This window comes from Streptomyces sp. NPDC101110 (assembly GCF_044759525.1).
Lineage (GTDB): Bacteria > Actinomycetota > Actinomycetes > Streptomycetales > Streptomycetaceae > Streptomyces.
In genome coordinates this window covers 535,525-554,278 of record NZ_JBIVZM010000003.1, presented here as the reverse complement: position 1 = coordinate 554,278, position 18,754 = coordinate 535,525, and the positions used below count along the sequence as shown (strand labels likewise).

Below are 18,754 nucleotides of genomic sequence, written 5' to 3'. Positions count from 1 at the left end.
CCGACCCGTCTCTTACTTGGCCGTCTCGGCGACCAGACGCTCCACGGCGTCCACGGCGTCACCGACGGCGGCCGGGTTCTGGCCGCCGCCCTGGGCGACGTCCGGCTTGCCGCCTCCGCCGCCGCCGAGGGTCTTGGCGGCCGTACGGACGAGGTCGCCGGCCTTCAGGCCGCGCTCACGGGCGGCCTCGTTGGTGGCGATGACCGTGAGCGGCTTGCCGTTCGCCACCGTGAACAGGGCGACGACGGCAGCCCGACCGCCCTGGATACGTCCGCGCACGTCGAGGACGAGCTTACGGAGGTCGTCGGCGGTCGTGCCGTCGGGGACCTGACCGGTCACGACAGCAACGCCACGGACGTCCTTGGCGGACTCGGCGAGACCCGCGGCGGCCTGGAGGACCTTCTCGGCGCGGAACTTCTCGATCTCCTTCTCGGCGTCCTTCAGCTTGCCGAGCATGGCGGAGACCTTCTCCGGGAGCTCCTCGGGGCGGCCCTTGATCAGCTCCTGGAGCTGGGCGACGACCGTGTGCTCGCGGGCGAGGAAGTTGTAGGCGTCCACGCCCACCAGGGCCTCGATGCGGCGGACACCGGAGCCGATGGAGGATTCGCCGAGCAGCTTGACCAGCCCGAGCTGGGCGGTGTTGTGCACGTGGGTGCCGCCGCACAGCTCCTTGGAGAAGTCGCCGATGGTGACCACGCGGACGCGCTCGCCGTACTTCTCGCCGAACTCGGCGATGGCGCCCTGCTTCTTGGCCTCGTCGATGCCCATGACGTCGGCGCGGACGTCGAGGTCGCGGGCGAGCACCTCGTTGATCTTCTGCTCGACGTCGGTCATCACGGCCGTCGGGACGGCGGACGGGGAGCCGAAGTCGAAGCGGAAGCGGCCGGGCTGGTTCTCGGAACCGGCCTGGGCGGCCGTCGGGCCGAGGGCGTCGCGCAGGGCCTGGTGGGTCAGGTGCGTGGCCGAGTGGGCGCGGGCGATGGCCTTGCGGCGGCGGTCGTCGATGGCGGCATGGGCCTTGGCACCGACGGTGACCTCACCGACCTGGACGACGCCCTTGTGGACGTAGACCCCCGGGACCGGCTTCTGGCAGTCGCGGATCTCGATGACGGCACCGGAGTCGACCTTGATCTTGCCGGTGTCGCCGATCTGGCCGCCGCCCTCGGCGTAGAAGGGGGTGCGGTCGAGGACGATCTCGACCTCGTCGCCCTCGGTGGCGGCCGGGGAGGAGGCGCCGTCGACGAGGATGCCGACGATCGTGGACTCGCTCTCGGTGTCGGTGTAGCCGATGAAGTCGGTGGCACCGGCCTGGTCGGCGATCTCACGGTAGGCACCGGCCCCGGCGTGCCCGGTCTTCTTGGCCTGGGCGTCGGCCTTGGCGCGCTCCCGCTGCTCCTTCATCAGGCGGCGGAAGCCGTCCTCGTCCACGGACAGGCCCTGTTCGGCGGCCATCTCCAGGGTGAGGTCGATCGGGAAGCCCCAGGTGTCGTGGAGCAGGAAGGCCTTGTCGCCGGGCAGGACGGTGGAGCCGGCGGCCTTGGTGTCGGTGACGGCCGTGTCGAGGATGTTGGTGCCGGCCTTGAGCGTCTTGAGGAACGCGTTCTCCTCGGCCAGGGCGACCTTCTCGATGCGCTCGCGGTCGGTGATGAGCTCGGGGTACTGCTGGCCCATCATGCCGATCACGGTGTCGATGAGGTCCTTGACGACCGGTCCGGTGGCGCCGAGCAGGCGCATGTTGCGGATGGCGCGGCGCATGATGCGGCGCAGCACATAGCCGCGGCCCTCGTTGCCGGGGGTGACACCGTCGCCGATCAGCATGACCGAGGTCCGCATGTGGTCGGTGACCACGCGCAGGGAGACGTCCGAACCGTGGGCGTCGCCGTAGCGGACGCCGGTCAGCTCGGTGGCCTTGTTGATGACGGCCATCGAGGTGTCGATCTCGTACATGTTCTGCACGCCCTGCAGAATCATGGCGAGGCGCTCGAGGCCGAGGCCGGTGTCGATGTTCTTGCTGGGCAGTTCGCCGAGGATCTCGAAGTTGTCCTTGCCGATGCCCTCGCCCCGCTCGTACTGCATGAAGACGAGGTTCCAGATCTCCACGTACCGCTCGTCGTTGACGGCGGGGCCGCCCTCGACGCCGAACTCGGGGCCACGGTCGTAGTTGATCTCGGAGCAGGGGCCGCAGGGGCCGGGGACGCCCATGGACCAGTAGTTGTCCTTCATGCCGAGGCGCTGGATGCGCTCCTTCGGCACGCCGACGACCTCGTGCCAGATGCGCTCGGCCTCGTCGTCGTCCTTGTAGACGGTGATCCACAGGCGCTCGGGGTCGAGGCCATAACCGCCCTTGTCCTGGGGGCTGGTGAGCAGCTCCCAGGCGTGCTTGATGGCGCCTTCCTTGAAGTAGTCGCCGAAGGAGAAGTTGCCGCACATCTGGAAGAACGTGCCGTGCCGGGTGGTCTTGCCGACCTCTTCGATGTCCGGCGTGCGCACGCACTTCTGCACACTGGTGGCGCGGGCGAAGGGCGGCTTGACCTCGCCCAGGAAGTAGGGCTTGAAGGGCACCATGCCGGCCGGGACGAGGAGCAGAGTCGGGTCGTCCGCGATGAGCGACGCCGAAGGGACGACGGTGTGACCGCGCTCCTCGAAGAAGCTCAACCAGCGGCGGCGAATCTCAGCCGACTCCATCAGTGGTCCTCATTCCGGTTGTACGGGTACGTCTGGTACGTCTGGTGCTTCGAACCGTCGACGTACTTGGGGTTGTTGCGGTTCTCGATGGCGATGTGCCGCCGGGGGCCGGGGAGTTCGGGATTCTCGTTGATCCCGAGGGCGTCGCCGAGTTCGGCCTCCCGCACGGCCATGTTGTCCCGGACGTCGAGCGCGAAGCCGACCGCACGGTCCTTGATGCGGTGACCGGCCTCGAGCGCCTTGTTCCCGGCGGTTCTCGCGAGGCTTTCGGGGGTCAGCTGCTTCAGCTTGCGATTGACCTTGGTGGTGGCCCACACACCGGCGGCGACACCCGTGGTGAACCAGAAGGTACGGCGGAACATCGCTGGCTCTCAGTCCCTCTTCCCTCGGGCGCTGCGCCGGGTGACCGTGCGGCCCACGATCACGGTACGCCTGGACGCCTTGGCGGGCACGTCCTCCTTGCCTCCGCCGAGGGCCCGGCGCACGCCGTAGCCGAAGGCCGCGACCTTGACCAGGGGGCCGCCGAAGGTGGAGGCGACGGTGGTCGACAGCGCGGAGGCGTTCGACGTGACCTCCTGGACGTCGGAGGCGATGGAGTCGACCCGGTCGATCTGGGTCTGCGCGGAGCGCACCGCCGCGGAGGCGTCGGCCAGCAGCGGGACGGCCTGGTCGGTCACGTCCGCCACGAGCTTGGTGGTCGCCTTGAGCGTCTGGGCCACCCTCGCCAACGCGACGGCGAGGAAGGAGACCAGGATCGCCCAGAAGACGGCCACCAGGATTCCGGCAACCTCTCCACCGGACACTGTGTGCACCCGCTCCCTGAAACGTGCCTGAACATCGAAAAAGTCGTGCGACGAGCCTATCGCGCCGGGGGTGGCGCTCCGTACCGGATTACCCCCGGGCGCCGGGTCCATCGCGAAAGCCCGGACCGGATCGGTCTCCGACCGGGTCCATCGCGAAAGCCCGGGCCGGATCGGCCTCCGACGCCGGGTCGATCGCGAAAGCCCGCCGCCTCGCCCGCCCGGAGGGGCGGGGAGACGGCGGGCTGGGGTACCGCGTGCCTGCCGTGGATCAGCGGGCGTAGTACTCGACGACGAGCTGCTCGTCGCAGATCACCGGGATCTCCTTGCGGTTCGGCTCGCGGTCCAGGCGGAACGCCAGGGCCTTGAGGTTCACCTGGAGGTAGCGCGGGGTCTCACCGTCGGGGGCGAAGCCACCCTCACGAGCGATCGTGAAGAGGGTCTTCTCCTTGGAGCGCTCACGGACCTGCACGACGTCGTCCGGACGGACACGGAAGGAGGGCTTGTCGACCTTCTTGCCGTTGACGGCGATGTGACCGTGGACGACCATCTGACGGGCCTGGTAGATGGTGCGGGCGATGCCCGAACGCAGAACCAGGGCGTCGAGACGACGCTCGAGCTCGATGATCAGGGCCTCACCGGTCTTGCCCTGGACCTTGGAGGCACGCTCGTAGGCGCGGACGAGCTGGCGCTCGGACACGTCGTACTGCGCGCGCAGACGCTGCTTCTCGAGCAGACGGACCTTGTAGTCCGAGTTCTGCTTGCGGCCGCGGCCGTGCTCACCCGGCGGGTAGGGACGGGCCTCGAAGTACTTGACGGCCTTCGGGGTCAGCGCGATGCCGAGGGCACGCGACTTCTTGACCTTGGGGCGGGACTGGTTCGCCACTGTTTTTCGCTTTCGTTGTATCGGCTTGTCAGGGTTGTGGGAGGTCGCATCCGCAGCCGGGGAAACCCGCCTGGGACCCTGCCGGGCCCGGGTGGGCAGCCGCTCCCCTGGTCTGGGCACATACGTGCAGCACGCGAGTGGCCCACCGGCCGCTCCCGTCACAGGACGGGTGGTGGTGGGCTGCCCGCGACACCGTTCGACGGTGCGCGACGCTCCTGGAGCCGATCCCGGAGGATCGGGACTCCGGCCGACTGTCCCGTTCTGACTGCACGGGACGCAGCACTCCGCACGAGTTTACAGGGTGCTCAGGACCGCTTTCGACCGAGGTTCTTCCGGGTCCACTCCACGGCGTCCGCGTAGCGGGCCTCCGCGCCGTGCCGGGTCGGCTCGTAGTACTCGCGGTTCTTGAGCTCGTCCGGGGCGTACTGCTGGGCGGCGATGCCCTCGGGCAGGTCGTGCGGGTAGACGTAGCCCTGGCCGTGGCCGAGTTTGGTCGCGCCCTTGTAGTGGCTGTCGCGCAGGTGGGCGGGCACGGGTCCGGCGAGGCCCTTGCGGACGTCCTCCAGGGCGGCGCCGATCGCGGTGGTGGCGGCGTTGGACTTGGGCGCCAGGGCCAGGGCGATGGTGGCGTGGCTGAGGGTGAGGGCGGCCTCGGGGAAACCGATCATGGCGACGGCCTGGGCGGCGGCGACCGCCGTCTGCAGAGCGGTCGGGTCGGCCAGGCCGATGTCCTCGCTGGCGGAGATCATCAGACGCCGGGCGATGAAGCGGGGATCCTCGCCGGCCTCGATCATCCGGGCCAGGTAGTGCAGGGCCGCGTCGACGTCGGAGCCGCGGATGGACTTGATCAGGGCGCTGGCCACGTCGTAGTGCTGGTCGCCGTCGCGGTCGTACTTCACGGCGGCCCGGTCGACCGTCTCCTCCAGGGTGGTCAGACCGATCTCCGCCTCGCCCTTGTCCAGGGCGGCTCCGGCGGCCGCCTCCAGGGCGGTCAGGGCACGGCGGGCGTCACCGCCGGCGATGCGCAGGAGGTGGTTCTCGGTCTCCTCGGGGAGGGTGACGGCCTCGTTGAGGCCACGCTCGTCGGTGAGGGCGCGGCGGATGAGGCTCCTGATGTCGTCGTCCGTGAGCGGTTCGAGGGTGAGCAGCAGCGAGCGGGACAGCAGGGGCGAGATCACCGAGAAGTACGGGTTCTCCGTCGTCGCGGCGATGAGCGTCACCCAGCGGTTCTCGACGGCCGGGAGGAGGGAGTCCTGCTGGGCCTTGCTGAAGCGGTGGATCTCGTCGAGGAAGAGGACGGTCTCCTTGCCGTACCCACCCGAGGCGCGGCGGGCGCCGTCGATGACCGCGCGGACCTCCTTGACCCCGGCGGTGATCGCCGAGAGCTCCACGAAGCGGGCGTCGGTCGCCTTGGAGACGACGTAGGCCAGGGTGGTCTTTCCGGTGCCGGGCGGGCCCCACAGGAGCACCGAGGAGGGTCCGGCCGGGCCGGATGCCTCCCCCACCAGTCTGCGCAGGGGGGATCCCGGCTTCAGCAGATGCTGCTGGCCCACGACCTCGTCGAGGGTGCGCGGGCGCATCCGGACGGCCAGGGGGCTGCTGGACGGCTCCTTCTCCTGGCGTTCTTCGGCTGCGGCGGTGAACAGGTCGGGCTCCACGTCGAAAACCCTAAATCACCGCACTGACAGTGCGCCCGGGGCCGGGGCGGCCCTGGTCAGCTGAGCCAGAAGTCCCACCAGCGGGTCAGGATCAGCATGCCGATGATGCCGATGTGCAGCACGGGCATGACCCAGGTGAACTCGCCGAAGAAGCTCTTGAGCCACTTCGGGGCGGGCAGGAAGCCCTTGCGGATGTTGAACGACGTGACGTACCAGAACATCAGGATCGTGGCGACCCAGGCCAGGCTGCACCACAGGCAGAGCGCGTTGATCCGGTACAGGGACTGGAACATCAGCCAGGCGCAGAAGACCACGCCGAAGAGGAGGCCGGCGTTGAAGGTGAGCCAGTACCAGCGCGGGAAGCGGGCGCGGGCGAGCAGGGCCATGCCGACGCCGATGACGATGCCGTAGCAGACGAGGCCGAGCATCGGGTTCGGGAAGCCGAAGACGGCGGCCTGCTTGCTCTCCATGACGCTGCCGCAGGAGACCACGGGGTTGAGGCTGCAGCCGGGCGTGAACGTCTTGCCCTCGACCTTGGCCTCGAGGATCTTGAACTTGTCGATCGTGATGACCCATGCGGCGAGCAGTCCGGCCGCGCCGGTGATCACCAGCAGCAGGGCGAGGGCCCGGCTGCCGCCCTCCGCGCGGGGCGCGATCTCGGCGCGCTGCTGCTCGGGCTCCATGGAGACGTCCTTGACTGTCGTCTTGCTCATCACGCCGATTCCGTCATTTGAGACCTGAACATCTTCGGGCAGGGCCATTGTGCCGCACCGGTGCCTCTGTCCACCGTTCAGTGGACATAAGGATGTCCGCCCGATCGTCCCTGAGGGTTGCGTTCCGGCCGACTGTCGTTGCATGACGGCACAGGGGTACGAACCGGCCGTCGACCTGCGGGGGCACCGGGGCCGGGACGCGGGAGAGGTGTCCGTGCCGGGGTCGGACCCGGCGACCGGCACGCGCGCGTGGCGCTCACATGTCGGGATCGTCCGGCAGGGCGAATCGGCACCCGCCGAGTTGACGGTCCGGGAGACCGTACGGCACGTGGCCGCTCCAAACCCCGGCCGCGGGACCCGGGCGAGGTCATCCGGGGCTGACGGTGTGACGCCCCCGCCGGCGGACGTGTACCTCCGGCTGACCGGACAGGCGACCGCGGCACGGCCACGACCGACGTACGGGACCGCGGGCAGGCCGGAACGGAGCGGCTGCCCGGCGCGTGGGGCCCGGGCTGCGGCGGGGCGCAGTGCTGCGCCGGCTGCGGGGCACGCCGATGCCGCCGACGGCTTGCTTCCTGGGCAAGATCTGGCTGGTTCTCCGCACCGGACGACGGCCTCACGCGTGCGGGGCGGCACGGGCTTCTGGAGCAGGGAGAAGGGCGCCGGGAGATCCCGGCGCCCTTTCGCGGCACTCAGCCGAGCCGGGCCTCCAGCTCGGCCACGATCTCGTTGACGCCCACCGCCGTCTGCTCGCCCGACTCCATGTCCTTGAGCTGGACGACGCCCTCGGCGAGGTCGCGTTCACCGGCGACGACCGTGTAGCGGGCGCCGCTGCGGTTGGCGTTCTTCATGGCGCCCTTGAGGCCCTTGCCGCCGTAGGAGAAGTCGGCCGCGATGCCGTTCTTGCGCAGCTCGGTGACCTTGGCGAACAGGACGCGGCGGGCCTCCTCGCCGAGCGGGACGGCGAACACGCTGGTGGTGGCGGGCAGTTCGAGCTCGACGCCCTCCGCCTCCAGTGCGAGGACCGTGCGGTCGACGCCGAGCGCCCAGCCCACGGACGGCAGCGCGGGTCCGCCGATCATCTCGGACAGGCCGTCGTAGCGGCCGCCGCCGCCCACCGCGGACTGCGAGCCGAGACCGTCGTGGACGAACTCGAAGGTGGTGCGGGTGTAGTAGTCCAGCCCGCGGACCAGCTTCGGGTCGTCCTCGAAGGAGACGCCCGCCGCCGTGATCAGCTCGCGGACCTCCTCGTGGTACGCCTTGCACGCGTCGCACAGGTAGTCACGCAGCAACGGCGCGTCCCCCAGCTGCTTCTGCACCGCCTCGCGCTTGTCGTCCAGGACGCGCAGCGGGTTGATCTCCGCGCGGCGCAGGGTGTCCTCGTCCAGGTCCAGTCCGCGCAGGAACTCCTGCAGCGCCGACCGGTACACCGGACGGCACTCCTGGTCGCCGAGGCTGTTGAGCAGGATCCGGAAATCGCTCAGGCCCAGCGAGCGGTACGCCTGGTCGGCCAGGATGATCAGCTCGGCGTCGAGCGCCGGGTCCTCCGCGCCGATCGCCTCGGCACCGACCTGGGAGAAGTGGCGGTAACGGCCCTTCTGGGGACGCTCGTAGCGGTAGTACGAGCCGGAGTACCAGAGCTTGACCGGGAGGTTGCCCGCCTTGTGCAGGTTGGCCTCCAGCGCTGCGCGCAGGACCGAGGCCGTGCCCTCGGGACGCAGGGCGAGCTTGTCGCCGCCCTTGGTCTCGAAGGCGTACATCTCCTTGGTGACGATGTCGGTGGACTCGCCGACGCCGCGCGCGAAGAGCTCGACGTTCTCGAAGCCGGGCGTCTCGATGTAGCCGTAGCCGGAGTTGCGCAGCGGTGCGGCGATCGCCTCACGGACGGCGAGGTACTTGGCGCTGTCCGGCGGGATGAGGTCGTACGTGCCCTTGGGGGCCTTGAAGGTGCTCACGGAAGGTCTCGTCACATTCCTCGTCGGGGAGCCTGAGCGGGTCCCTGGCCGGCGGCCACCTGCCGCAGATACGGATTGGTGGCGCGCTCCTGGCCGATGGTCGTCTGGGGGCCGTGGCCGGACAGCACCACGGTCGAGTCGTCGAGCGGCAGGCACACGCGGGCCAGCGAGTCGAGCATCTCGGCCATGTCACCGCCGGGCAGGTCGGTGCGTCCGATGGAGCCGGCGAACAGCAGGTCGCCCGAGAACAGGATCGGCGGGATGTCCGCCGCCTCGGGCATGCCGAAGGTCACCGACCCCTTGGTATGGCCGGGCGCGTGCGCGACGGACAGCTCCAGGCCCGCAAGCTCCAGCTTCGCCCCGTCGGCCAGCTCCTTGACGTCATCCGGCTCCCCCACGGTCAGCTCGCCCATGAGCGGCATGCCGATGGAACGGCCGATCCCCTTCTCGGGGTCGTTCAGCATGTACCGGTCGTCGGGGTGGATCCAGGCCGGCACGTCGTGCGCGCCGCACACCGGGACGACCGAGGCGACGTGGTCGATGTGGCCGTGGGTGAGGACGACGGCCACGGGCTTGAGGCGATGCTTCCTGATCGCTTCCTCGACGCCGTCGGCGGCCTGATGGCCGGGGTCGATGATCACGCACTCCTCACCGGCGGCGGGGGCGACGAGGTAGCAGTTCGTCCCCCAGGCCCCGGCGGGGAACCCGGCAATGAGCACGATCGTCCTTCGTTGTGTCGATAGGGGCGGCTACGGCTGCTCACAGAGCCTACCGGCGCTGCCGATTCCTCAGCGAACCCATATACGGTACGGGGCACACGCAGGCGCTCGGCACTCAGGACGCAGGCGTACCGGTCGACGTATCAGACCCATGAGGAGAGAACCCGGTGGTCAGCCAGGAACAGCGGCGGCGTCAGCTCGCCCGGGAGAAGTTCTTGCGGCAGCAGCAGCGACGCACGGACGCGCGACGCAAGGCCCGTATCCGCAACTCCGTGATCGCCTCGGTTCTCGGCGTGGTCGTGGTGCTCTCGGTGACGGTCTTCCTGACCAAGCCGTTCGAGGACGACGGCAAGAAGGAGAACGCGAACGCCGAGGTCAGCCCGAGCGCCACGCCCAGCAAGGCGCCGGACCCCTGCGAGAAGCCGGCGCCGGGCAAGGTCAAGTCGGAGACCTGGAAGAAGGAACCGGCGATGACCATCGACAAGTCCGCGAAGTACACGATGAAGCTGGACACCACCTGCGGTGGGATAGACGTCGCGCTGAAGGCGTCGGCGGCACCGCACACCGTCAACTCGTTCAACTTCCTGCTCGGCAAGGGCTACCTGGACCACAGCAAGTGCCACCGGCTCACCGCCCAGAACATCTACGTCCTGCAGTGCGGCGACCCGCAGGGCACCGGCATGGGCGGACCGGGCTACACCATCCCCGACGAGAACCTCAAGGACAAGAGCCTCAAGGGCGGTGTCTACCCGGCGGGCACCGTCGCGATGGCGAACCAGTACAACGCGCAGACGAAGCAGGGCCGCAACAGCGGTGGCAGCCAGTTCTTCCTCGTCTACCAGGACAGTCAGCTGCCGGCCGACTACACACCGTTCGGTACGGTGTCCGAGGCGGGCATGAAGGTCCTGAAGAAGATCGCGGACGCCGGAGCGCAGGCCCCCGACCCCCAGACGGGCAATACGGCGCCCAACGCGACGGTCGTGATCAACAAGGCCACGATCACGAAATCCTGACCCCCAACTGCGAAATTTCGGTCGCGCGGGATGCGGACAGGCCCCCCGCCGGTCGCCTATGTTGGCCGTGACGAAACTGTGGACGATGCCCGGGGGAGCTGAGGCCCCCCGCAGGCATCATGTGGAGGAGGCGCTGTGAGCAGCGACCCGTGGGGCCGCGTCGACGAGACGGGGACCGTGTACGTGCGTACGGCCGACGGCGAGCAGGTCGTCGGTTCCTGGCAGGCAGGCTCCCCCGAGGAGGCGCTGGCCTATTTCGAGCGCAAGTACGAGGGCCTGGTTGTCGAGATCGGCCTCCTCGAGAAGCGAGTGAAGACCACCGACCTGTCGGCCAAGGACGCCCAGGCCGCCATCGACCACATCCGGGAGCAGGTCGACGCGCACCACGTGGTGGGCGACCTGGACGCCCTGCGGGTCCGGCTGGACAAGCTCGTGGAGCTGGTGGAGGCGCGCCGCGAGGAGCGCAAGGCGCAGCGGGCGAAGCAGTCCGACGAGGCGCGCAAGTCCAAGGAGGCGCTGGTCGCCGAGGCGGAGCAGCTGTCGCAGTCCGACCAGTGGCGGGCGGCAGGTGAGCGGCTGCGGGCCCTGGTGGACACCTGGAAGGGGCTGCCGCGTCTGGACCGCAAGTCCGACGACGAACTGTGGCACCGGTTCTCGCACGCGCGGTCGGCGTTCTCCAAGCGGCGCAAGCAGCACTTCGCGCAGCTGGACGCGCAGCGCGAGGAGGCCCGCCGCACCAAGGAGCGGCTGGTCTCCGAGGCCGAGGCGCTGTCGAACTCGACGGACTGGGGCGCGACGGCGGCGCGTTACCGCGAGCTGATGTCCGAGTGGAAGGCCGCGGGCCGCGCTCAGCGCGAACACGAGGACGACCTGTGGAACCGCTTCCGGGGTGCCCAGGACGTGTTCTTCGCGGCCCGCAGTTCGGTCTTCGCGGAGCGGGACGCCGAGCAGGCGGAGAACCTGAAGCTGAAGGAGGAGCTGGCCGAGGAGGCCGAGAAGCTCCTGCCGGTCACGGACCTCAAGGCGGCCCGCGCCGCCTTCCGGAACGTGAACGAGCGCTGGGAGGCCATCGGCCACGTGCCGCGCGACGCCCGGCCCAAGGTCGAGGGCCGGATGCATGCCGTCGAGCGGGCCATCCAGGAGGCCGAGGAGGCCGAGTGGCGCCGGACGAACCCGGAGGCACGCGCGCGTGCCGAGGGTCTGACCGGCCAGCTGCAGGCCGCCGTGGACAAGCTCCGGGGCCAGATCGAGCAGGCCCGCGCGCAGGGCAACAACGCCAAGGCCGACAAGCTCCAGCGTGAGCTCGACGGCCGGCAGGCGCTGCTGGACCAGGCGCTGAAGGGCCTGCAGGAGTTCGGAGGCTGATCAGCCGACGCGAAGGGGGGCTCCCGTACATCTCGTACGGGAGCCCCCCTTTCGTGTGGCCGCTGCGGGCCGCTACGACCGGCTGCGCGCCGACGTCACCCGGTACACGTCGTAGACGCCCTCCACGCCACGGACCGCCTTGAGGACGTGACCGAGGTGCTTGGGGTCTCCCATCTCGAAGGTGAAGCGGGAGGTGGCGACGCGGTCGCGGGAGGTCTGGACGGCCGCGGAGAGGATGTTGACGTGCTGGTCGGACAGCACGCGCGTGACGTCCGACAGCAGCCGGGAGCGGTCCAGGGCCTCGACCTGGATGGCGACCAGGAAGACCGAGGACTGCGTGGGCGCCCACTCGACCTCGAGGATGCGCTCGGGCTCGCGGGAGAGCGAGTCGACGTTCACACAGTCGCTGCGGTGGACCGACACCCCGCTGCCGCGGGTGACGAAGCCGATGATGGGGTCGCCCGGGACGGGCGTGCAGCAGCGGGCCAGTTTCACCCACACGTCCTCGACGCCCTTGACCACGACGCCCGGGTCGGCGCTGGAGCGGCGCTTGCGGCTGCGGCCGTGGGCCGGCGGGACCGACTCGTCGATCTCCTCGGTGGCGGCCTCCTCCCCGCCGAGGGCCTGGACCAGCTTCTGCACGATGTTCTGCGCGGAGACATGGCCCTCGCCGATCGCCGCGTACAGCGCGGAGATGTCGGCGTAGCGCATCTCGTGCGCGAGGGTCACCAGGGAGTCGCCGGTCAGGATGCGCTGGATCGGCAGGTTCTGCTTGCGCATCGCGCGGACGATGGCGTCCTTGCCCTGCTCGATCGCCTCGTCGCGGCGCTCCTTGGAGAACCAGGCCCGGATCTTGTTGCGGGCGCGCGGTGACTTGACGAAGCCGAGCCAGTCCCGGGAGGGACCGGCGCCGGCCGCCTTGGAGGTGAAGACCTCCACCAGGTCGCCGTTGTCGAGGGTGGACTCCAGCGGCACCAGCCGGCCGTTGACACGGGCGCCTATGGTGCGGTGCCCGACCTCGGTGTGCACCGCGTAGGCGAAGTCCACGGGGGTGGCCCCGGCGGGGAGCGCTATGACGTCGCCCTTGGGGGTGAAGACGAAGACCTCGTTGCGGGACAGGTCGAAGCGCAGGGACTCCAGGAACTCGCCCGGGTCCTCGGTCTCCTTCTGCCAGTCGAGCAACTGCCGCAGCCAGGCCATGTCGTTGAGGTGGTCGTCCTTGCCCTTGCCGGACGACTTGGGGGCGTCGGAGCGCACCTTGGACGCGCCGGCGACGGCCTCCTGCTTGTACTTCCAGTGCGCGGCGATGCCGTACTCGGCGCGGCGGTGCATGTCGAACGTGCGGATCTGGAGTTCGACCGGTTTGCCGCCGGGGCCGATGACCGTCGTGTGCAGCGACTGGTACATGTTGAACTTGGGCATCGCGATGTAGTCCTTGAACCGGCCGGGGACCGGGTTCCATCGCGCGTGCACCGTGCCGAGGGCCGCGTAGCAGTCGCGGACGGTCTCCACGAGGACGCGGATGCCCACCAGGTCGTAGATCTCCGCGAAGTCCCGGCCGCGGACGATCATCTTCTGGTAGACGCTGTAGTAGTGCTTCGGGCGGCCGGTGACGGTCGCCTTGATGCGGGCCGCTCGCAGGTCCTGCTGGACCTCGTCGGTGACGATGGCCAGGTACTCGTCCCGCTTCGGTGCCCGCTCGGCCACCAGCCGGACGATCTCGTCGTACATCTTGGGGTAGAGGATCGCGAAGGCGAGGTCCTCCAGCTCCCACTTGATGGTGTTCATGCCCAGGCGGTGGGCGAGCGGCGCGTAGATCTCGAGGGTCTCGCGCGCCTTCTTCTCCTGCTTCTCGCGCTTGAGGTAGCGCATGGTGCGCATGTTGTGCAGGCGGTCGGCGAGCTTGATGACCAGGACGCGCGGGTCCTTGGCCATGGCGACGACCATCTTGCGCACGGTCTCGGCCTGCGCGGCCTCACCGAACTTGACCTTGTCCAGCTTGGTGACGCCGTCGACGAGCAGGGTGACGACGTCGCCGAAGTCACGGCGCAGGTCGTCGAGGCCGTACTCGGTGTCCTCGACCGTGTCGTGCAGCAGGCCCGCCATGAGCGTGGCCGGATCCATACCCAGCTCGGCGAGGATGGTGGTGACGGCGAGCGGGTGCGTGATGTACGGGTCGCCGCTCTTGCGCTTCTGGCCGCGGTGCCAGCGCTCGGCGACCTGGTAGGCGCGCTCGATCTGGCGGAGCGTGGCCGTCTCGATCTTCGGGTCGTTGCCGCGCACTATGCGCAGCAGCGGTTCGAGCACCGGGTTGTACGGGTTCGCGCGCTGCACACCGAGCCGGGCCAGACGGGCGCGGACGCGGTTGGAGGAGCCGGAGCGGGCCTGCTGGCCGGCCGTCTGACGGACCGCGGGCGGGGTGGGCTTGGGCCGCGACTGCTCGGCGGGCTTGTCGACCGGCGCCGCCTGGGCGTGCTCGACCGGCCCGCGGGTGTCGTTCTTCGCGTGGGGCGCGTTCGGCGCGGGCTTGGCCGCGGCTGCCGAGGCGGACTCGGGCTTGGCGGCGGTCAGGTGCTGGGCCTCGTCTGGCAAGAGGACTCCTCGTGCGCGATCCGGGTCCCCCGGTCAGGCTCCGGACCCCCATGGTAGCGATCCCGGGCTCCGGGATCGCCTTCAGGCCAATGTGAGGACCGTCTACCCGGGAAACGTCTGTAACGCACGAGGCGGGCGCCGGATTCCTCCGGGCCCGCCTGTGCGGTGTCGTACCGGTGCCTGACAGCCGTGCGGCTGTCAGACCGTGAGCAGCGCCTCCAGCGGGGCGCCGGCGAGCGCCGGTTCCAGGCGGGCGCGGCCGCCGAGGAAGCCGAGCTCCATCAGGACGGCGAGACCGGCGACCTCGGCGCCGGCCCGGCGGATGAGCTGGACCGAGGCTTCGGCGGTGCCACCGGTGGCGAGGACGTCGTCGACGATCAGCACCCGGTCCCCGCCGGCGAGGTCCTCGGCGTGCACCTCGATCTCGGCCGAGCCGTACTCCAGGTCGTAGGCCTGGGCGAGGGTGGCTCCGGGAAGCTTGCCCGCCTTGCGTACGGGGATGAAGCCGAGGCCGGCGCGGACGGCGACCGGGGAGCCGAGGATGAAGCCGCGGGCCTCCAGACCGACGACCTTGGTGGCGCCGGTGCGCTCGGCGATCTCGGCGAGTGCGTCGGTCAGGGCGGTGAACGCCGCCGGGTCCGCCAGGAGCGGGGTGATGTCCTTGAACATCACGCCCGGCTCCGGGTAGTCCGCGACGTCCCTGATGCGGCTGAGGAGGAGGTCGCTGATCCCGGTCATCGGCGCTTCCCCGAGGGGCGGCCGCGGCCGCGGCTGCGGGAGGCGGGCTGGTGACGCGGCCCGACCACCGCGGGTGCGGCGTCCTCGGGCTCGTCCGTGTACACCTCGCCGTCGCCCTGGACCTCGGTCTCGCCCTTGGCACGCTTGGCCAGGACACGCTTCTTCAGGGCCTTCATCTGCGGCTCGCGCTCCTTGAGGTCGGCGACGAGCGGCGTGGCGATGAAGATCGAGGAGTAGGCACCGGCGGCGAGGCCGACGAACAGCGACAGCGAGATGTCGTTCAGCATGCCGGCGCCGAGGACACCGCCACCGATGAAGAGCAGGCCCGCGACCGGCAGCAGCGCGACCACCGTGGTGTTGATGGAGCGGACCAGGGTGCTGTTGATCGAGCGGTTGGCGACGTCGCTGTAGGTCCAGCGGGTCTGCTTGGTGAGGTCCTTCGTCTGCTCCTTGAGGCTGTCGAAGACCACGACCGTGTCGTAGAGCGAGTAGCCGAGGATGGTCAGCAGACCGATCACCGTGCCCGGTGTGACCTCGAAGCCGACCAGGGCGTAGATGCCGACGGTGATGGTGATGTCGTGGATGAGCGCCACGAACGCGGCGAGCGCCATGCGCCACTCGAACGCGATCGCCAGGTAGATCACCACGAGGAACAGGAAGATGCCGAGGCCCTGCCAGGCCTTGTCGGCGATCTGGTCACCCCAGCTGGGGCCGACCAGCTCCGCGTTGATCTGCTCCGAGTCGATCTTGAGGTCGTCGGCGAGGGTGTTCTTGATCTTGTTCGCGGCGTCGGTGTCGATGCCCGCGACCTGGATGCGCAGGCTGCCGTCGCCGAGCTTCTGGACGATCGCGTCGTGGCCGGAGGCCGTCTCCGCGTACTCCTCCGCCTGGGACACCGAGGCGGTGGTGTTCTTCGGGGTGTTGAAGACGGCGCCGCCCTGGAACTCGATGCCCATGTTCAGGCCTCGCACCGCCAGGCCGACGATGGCCGTGATGGTGATCAGGATCGACAGGCCGTACCAGATCTTGCGGTTCTTGATGAAGTCGTAGCCGATTTCGCCGCGGTGCAACCGGGCGCCGAGGGTGCCGAGCTTCGACATCTCACGCCTCCTTCGTCTCGACGGGGGCGGAGGGACGGCGGGTGCGGCGCAGCGGCGGCTGGGCACCCAGGCTCTTCGGGTCGAGGCCGGACCACTTGTGGCCGTTCGCGAAGAACGGGCGGCGGGCCATCAGCGTCAGCAGCGGCTTGGTGAAGAGGAACACGACGACCACGTCGAGCAGGGTGGTCAGGCCGAGCGTGAACGCGAAGCCCTGGACCTTGCCGACGGTGACGATGAACAGCACCGCGGCGGCGAGGAACGACACGAAGTCGGAGACCAGGATGGTGCGCCGGGCGCGCGGCCAGGCCCGCTCGACGGCGGGGCGCAGGGTGCGGCCTTCCCGGATCTCGTCGCGGACGCGTTCGAAGTACACGATGAACGAGTCCGCCGTGATGCCGATCGCGACGATGGCACCGCACACCGCCGGCAGGTTCAGCGCGAACCCGATCGCCGGGCCGAGCAGGGCCATGAGCGTGTAGGTGAGGGCGGCGGAGACCAGCAGCGAGAGGATCGCGATGAACGCCAGGCCTCGGTAGTACGCCAGCAGATAGATGACCACGAGCGCCAGACCGATCGCGCCGGCGATCAGGCCGGCCTGCAACTGGTCACCGCCGAGCGCGGCGGTCACGGTCGTCATGCTGTCGACCTTGAAGGTCAGCGGCAGCGCGCCGTAGCTCAGCATGTTGGACAGGTCCTGGGCGGACTGCTGGTTGAAGTTGCCGGAGATCTCGGCGTTGCCGCCGGTCAGGGCCTGCCGGACGAACGGGTCGGAGACGACGTCGCCGTCGAGCACGATCGCGAACTGGTTCTGCGGGGACTGGTTCTGCGCCAGCTTGCCGGTGATGTCCGCGAACTTCTTGGCGCCGGCGTCCGTGAAGTCCATCGTGACCGTCCAGCCGGCACCGGTCTGCGTGTTCAGCACGGCCTGGGCCTTGTCGACGTCCGTGCCGTCGACCTCGGCGGGGCCGAGGATGTACTTCTGCCACTGGCCCTGCGAGTTCTTGCCGCAGGCCAGGGTGGGCTGGGAGGCCTTGACGCCGTCGCCCACGCCGGAGCGGGTCTTGGCGTCCGTGCAGTCGAGCTTGGCGTACTTCGCCTGCAGCGCGTTCGCGTCGGCCTCGGCGCTGCCACCGCTCGCCGACGGGGAGGGGCTGGTCCCGGGCTTGTCCGACGCGCTCGCGGACGGCGTGGCGTCGGCCTTCAGCCCGTCGGTGACCGCACGGCCCTGGGTGGTGGGCGTGGCGGACGGGGAGGCGGAGTTCTTGCCGGTGGCCTCGGGCTTGTCGGACGCCTTGCCGGACGGCTTGTCCGAGGGGCTGCCGGTGGGGCTCGGGGCGGGGCTGGCCGTGCCCTTGCCGCCGGAGACCTCGGTGGCGATGACCGGGCGGAAGTAGAGCTTGGCGGTGGTGCCGACCTGCTTGCGGGCCTGCTCCGAGTTGGTGCCCTTGGGAATGTTGACGATGATGTTTTCCCGGCCCTGCGTCTGGACCTCGGACTCGGAGACGCCCAGACCGTTGACGCGGCGCTCCATGATGGAGACGGCCGTGTCCATGTTGGTCTTGTTGATCGCCGACTCGTTGCCGGCCTCGGGGACCGCGCGGAGCGTGATGCTCGTGCCACCGGCCAGGTCGATGCCCAGGCGTGGCTTGGTGTGTCCCGAGGCGAACATTCCACCGGTGAGCGCCGCGATGGCGATCAGGATCAGGGCCAGCGAGCGCCCCGGCTTGCTCTGGGCGCTCGCGTTCCTGCCCTTTTTAGGTGTGGCCACCTTCTCGTACTCCCTCTCGGGCCACCTCGCTCCGGATCGGCGGACGGGCGGCCATGACATGGTGTCGGGATTCCGTGCGAGCTGGGCGTGTCCCGGGGTGCGCGGGCCGGGCCCGCGCACCCCGGGACACGACTACTTCGCCTCGGAGTCGCCGTCGGTCTTCTTCGGCTCTGCGTCCGTCTTCGCCTCGGTCGCCTCGTCGGCGGGCTCGTCGGCCACGTCCTTCTTGCCGAGGTCGACGGCCTTGTCGTCAGCGGGGGCGTCGGCGGCGGAGTCGTCGGACCCGGTGAGGGAGGAGGCGTCGTCCGGGACGATGTCGGCGTCGGACTTCAGGTCGTGCTCGATGCCGTGGACGATGCGGTTGTACTCGTCGTCCGTGAGGACGGCGCCGATGGCGTTCTTGGCGAAGAGGAGCTCGACGCCGGGGCCGGCGTCGACGAGGACGGTGTCCTCGTTCACCTCTTTGACCGTGGCGTACATGCCCCCGATGGTGCGGATGCCGCTGCCGGGCTGCATTTGGTTCCGCATCTCCACGGCCTGCTGCTGCTTCTTCTTGGCCGATCGGGTCATCAGGAACATGGCCCCGATGAGCACGATGAACGGGAGGAGGGTCAGGAGACTCACGGGTCGGTACTTCCTTCACACGACCGCGCTGTGAGCGGCCAGATGGTTGGGGGTGTGTACGCCGCCGTCAAAGGCGGCATCGGCGGAGTCTAAGCGAGTCCGCGCGCATGGAACAACGCTCAGCATGGCACCGGGGTT

General features: G+C 69.6%; 15 protein-coding genes and 1 pseudogene. 3 read left to right on the top strand and 13 right to left on the bottom strand.

Annotation, left to right across the window (positions count from 1 at the left end):
* Window positions 1–12: 12 nt before the first annotated feature.
* From alaS to ACIQU3_RS08750, 6 genes are all read right to left on the bottom strand, one after another.
* Window positions 13–2,685, bottom strand: a complete 2,673-nt coding sequence (gene alaS, locus ACIQU3_RS08775) for an alanine--tRNA ligase (protein ID WP_403728497.1) — start codon at window positions 2,683–2,685, stop codon at window positions 13–15.
* Window positions 2,685–3,047 (bottom strand): hypothetical protein, encoded by a 363-nt coding sequence (locus tag ACIQU3_RS08770; RefSeq protein ID WP_403728499.1) that lies wholly within the window; start codon window positions 3,045–3,047, stop codon window positions 2,685–2,687. Before ACIQU3_RS08770 ends, alaS begins: the two co-directional genes overlap by 1 nt.
* A gap of 9 nt (window positions 3,048–3,056) precedes the next feature.
* Complete coding sequence (locus ACIQU3_RS08765) at window positions 3,057–3,497, bottom strand: DUF948 domain-containing protein (protein ID WP_104778781.1); 441 nt, start codon at window positions 3,495–3,497, stop codon at window positions 3,057–3,059.
* A 259-nt stretch (window positions 3,498–3,756) separates the two neighbouring features.
* Window positions 3,757–4,371: a 30S ribosomal protein S4 gene (gene rpsD / locus ACIQU3_RS08760; protein ID WP_010046470.1), complete on the bottom strand. Its 615-nt coding sequence runs from the start codon at window positions 4,369–4,371 to the stop codon at window positions 3,757–3,759.
* Window positions 4,372–4,676: 305 nt separating this feature from the next.
* On the bottom strand, window positions 4,677–6,029 hold the full coding sequence (locus tag ACIQU3_RS08755; RefSeq protein ID WP_403728502.1) for a replication-associated recombination protein A: 1,353 nt from the start codon (window positions 6,027–6,029) through the stop codon (window positions 4,677–4,679).
* A 56-nt stretch (window positions 6,030–6,085) separates the two neighbouring features.
* On the bottom strand, window positions 6,086–6,742 hold the full coding sequence (locus ACIQU3_RS08750) for a vitamin K epoxide reductase family protein (protein WP_403728505.1): 657 nt from the start codon (window positions 6,740–6,742) through the stop codon (window positions 6,086–6,088).
* A gap of 175 nt (window positions 6,743–6,917) precedes the next feature.
* On the opposite strand from ACIQU3_RS08750, the pseudogene ACIQU3_RS08745 reads away from it, so the two are divergent.
* Window positions 6,918–7,114 (top strand): annotated as a pseudogene (locus ACIQU3_RS08745) (ABC transporter ATP-binding protein); the annotation flags it as partial.
* 320 nt (window positions 7,115–7,434) lie between these two features.
* On the opposite strand, the gene hisS reads toward ACIQU3_RS08745, so the two are convergent.
* Window positions 7,435–8,697, bottom strand: coding sequence for a histidine--tRNA ligase (gene hisS / locus ACIQU3_RS08740; protein ID WP_403728507.1), 1,263 nt, complete (start codon window positions 8,695–8,697; stop codon window positions 7,435–7,437).
* A gap of 11 nt (window positions 8,698–8,708) precedes the next feature.
* A complete protein-coding gene (locus ACIQU3_RS08735) occupies window positions 8,709–9,416 on the bottom strand; it encodes an MBL fold metallo-hydrolase (RefSeq protein WP_403728509.1) in 708 nt (235 codons plus the stop codon).
* A gap of 167 nt (window positions 9,417–9,583) precedes the next feature.
* On the opposite strand from ACIQU3_RS08735, the gene ACIQU3_RS08730 reads away from it, so the two are divergent.
* On the top strand, window positions 9,584–10,429 hold the full coding sequence (locus ACIQU3_RS08730; protein ID WP_403728511.1) for a peptidylprolyl isomerase: 846 nt from the start codon (window positions 9,584–9,586) through the stop codon (window positions 10,427–10,429).
* A gap of 135 nt (window positions 10,430–10,564) precedes the next feature.
* The gene (locus tag ACIQU3_RS08725) at window positions 10,565–11,794 is read left to right on the top strand and encodes a DUF349 domain-containing protein (RefSeq protein WP_403728513.1); all 1,230 of its coding nucleotides are present in this window, start codon (window positions 10,565–10,567) and stop codon (window positions 11,792–11,794) included.
* Window positions 11,795–11,866: 72 nt separating this feature from the next.
* Here ACIQU3_RS08725 and relA read toward each other — a convergent pair whose 3' ends face one another.
* The 5 genes from relA to yajC all read right to left on the bottom strand — a co-directional run bounded on the left by relA (window position 11,867) and on the right by yajC (window position 18,616).
* Window positions 11,867–14,386, bottom strand: a complete 2,520-nt coding sequence (gene relA, locus ACIQU3_RS08720; RefSeq protein WP_403728515.1) for a GTP pyrophosphokinase — start codon at window positions 14,384–14,386, stop codon at window positions 11,867–11,869.
* Window positions 14,387–14,584: 198 nt separating this feature from the next.
* Entirely contained in the window at window positions 14,585–15,124 is a 540-nt protein-coding gene (locus ACIQU3_RS08715; RefSeq protein WP_403728517.1) for an adenine phosphoribosyltransferase, read from the bottom strand.
* Window positions 15,121–16,224: a protein translocase subunit SecF gene (gene secF / locus ACIQU3_RS08710; RefSeq protein ID WP_403728520.1), complete on the bottom strand. Its 1,104-nt coding sequence runs from the start codon at window positions 16,222–16,224 to the stop codon at window positions 15,121–15,123. Before secF ends, ACIQU3_RS08715 begins: the two co-directional genes overlap by 4 nt.
* A 1-nt stretch (window position 16,225) precedes the next feature.
* Window positions 16,226–17,992, bottom strand: a complete 1,767-nt coding sequence (secD, locus tag ACIQU3_RS08705) for a protein translocase subunit SecD (RefSeq protein ID WP_403924059.1) — start codon at window positions 17,990–17,992, stop codon at window positions 16,226–16,228.
* 132 nt (window positions 17,993–18,124) lie between these two features.
* Complete coding sequence (gene yajC, locus ACIQU3_RS08700; RefSeq protein WP_403924057.1) at window positions 18,125–18,616, bottom strand: preprotein translocase subunit YajC; 492 nt, start codon at window positions 18,614–18,616, stop codon at window positions 18,125–18,127.
* Window positions 18,617–18,754 lie beyond the last annotated feature (138 nt).

What these genes read in the sequence shown, in the direction of transcription:
- alaS (WP_403728497.1), bottom strand. Translation starts at nt 2,685, where the DNA reads ATGGAGTCGGCTGAGATTCGCCGCCGCTGGTTGAGCTTCTTCGAGGAG.
- ACIQU3_RS08715 (WP_403728517.1), bottom strand. Translation starts at nt 15,124, where the DNA reads ATGACCGGGATCAGCGACCTCCTCCTCAGCCGCATCAGGGACGTCGCG.
- ACIQU3_RS08770 (WP_403728499.1), bottom strand. Translation starts at nt 3,047, where the DNA reads ATGTTCCGCCGTACCTTCTGGTTCACCACGGGTGTCGCCGCCGGTGTG.
- ACIQU3_RS08750 (WP_403728505.1), bottom strand. Translation starts at nt 6,742, where the DNA reads ATGAGCAAGACGACAGTCAAGGACGTCTCCATGGAGCCCGAGCAGCAG.
- secF (WP_403728520.1), bottom strand. Translation starts at nt 16,224, where the DNA reads ATGTCGAAGCTCGGCACCCTCGGCGCCCGGTTGCACCGCGGCGAAATC.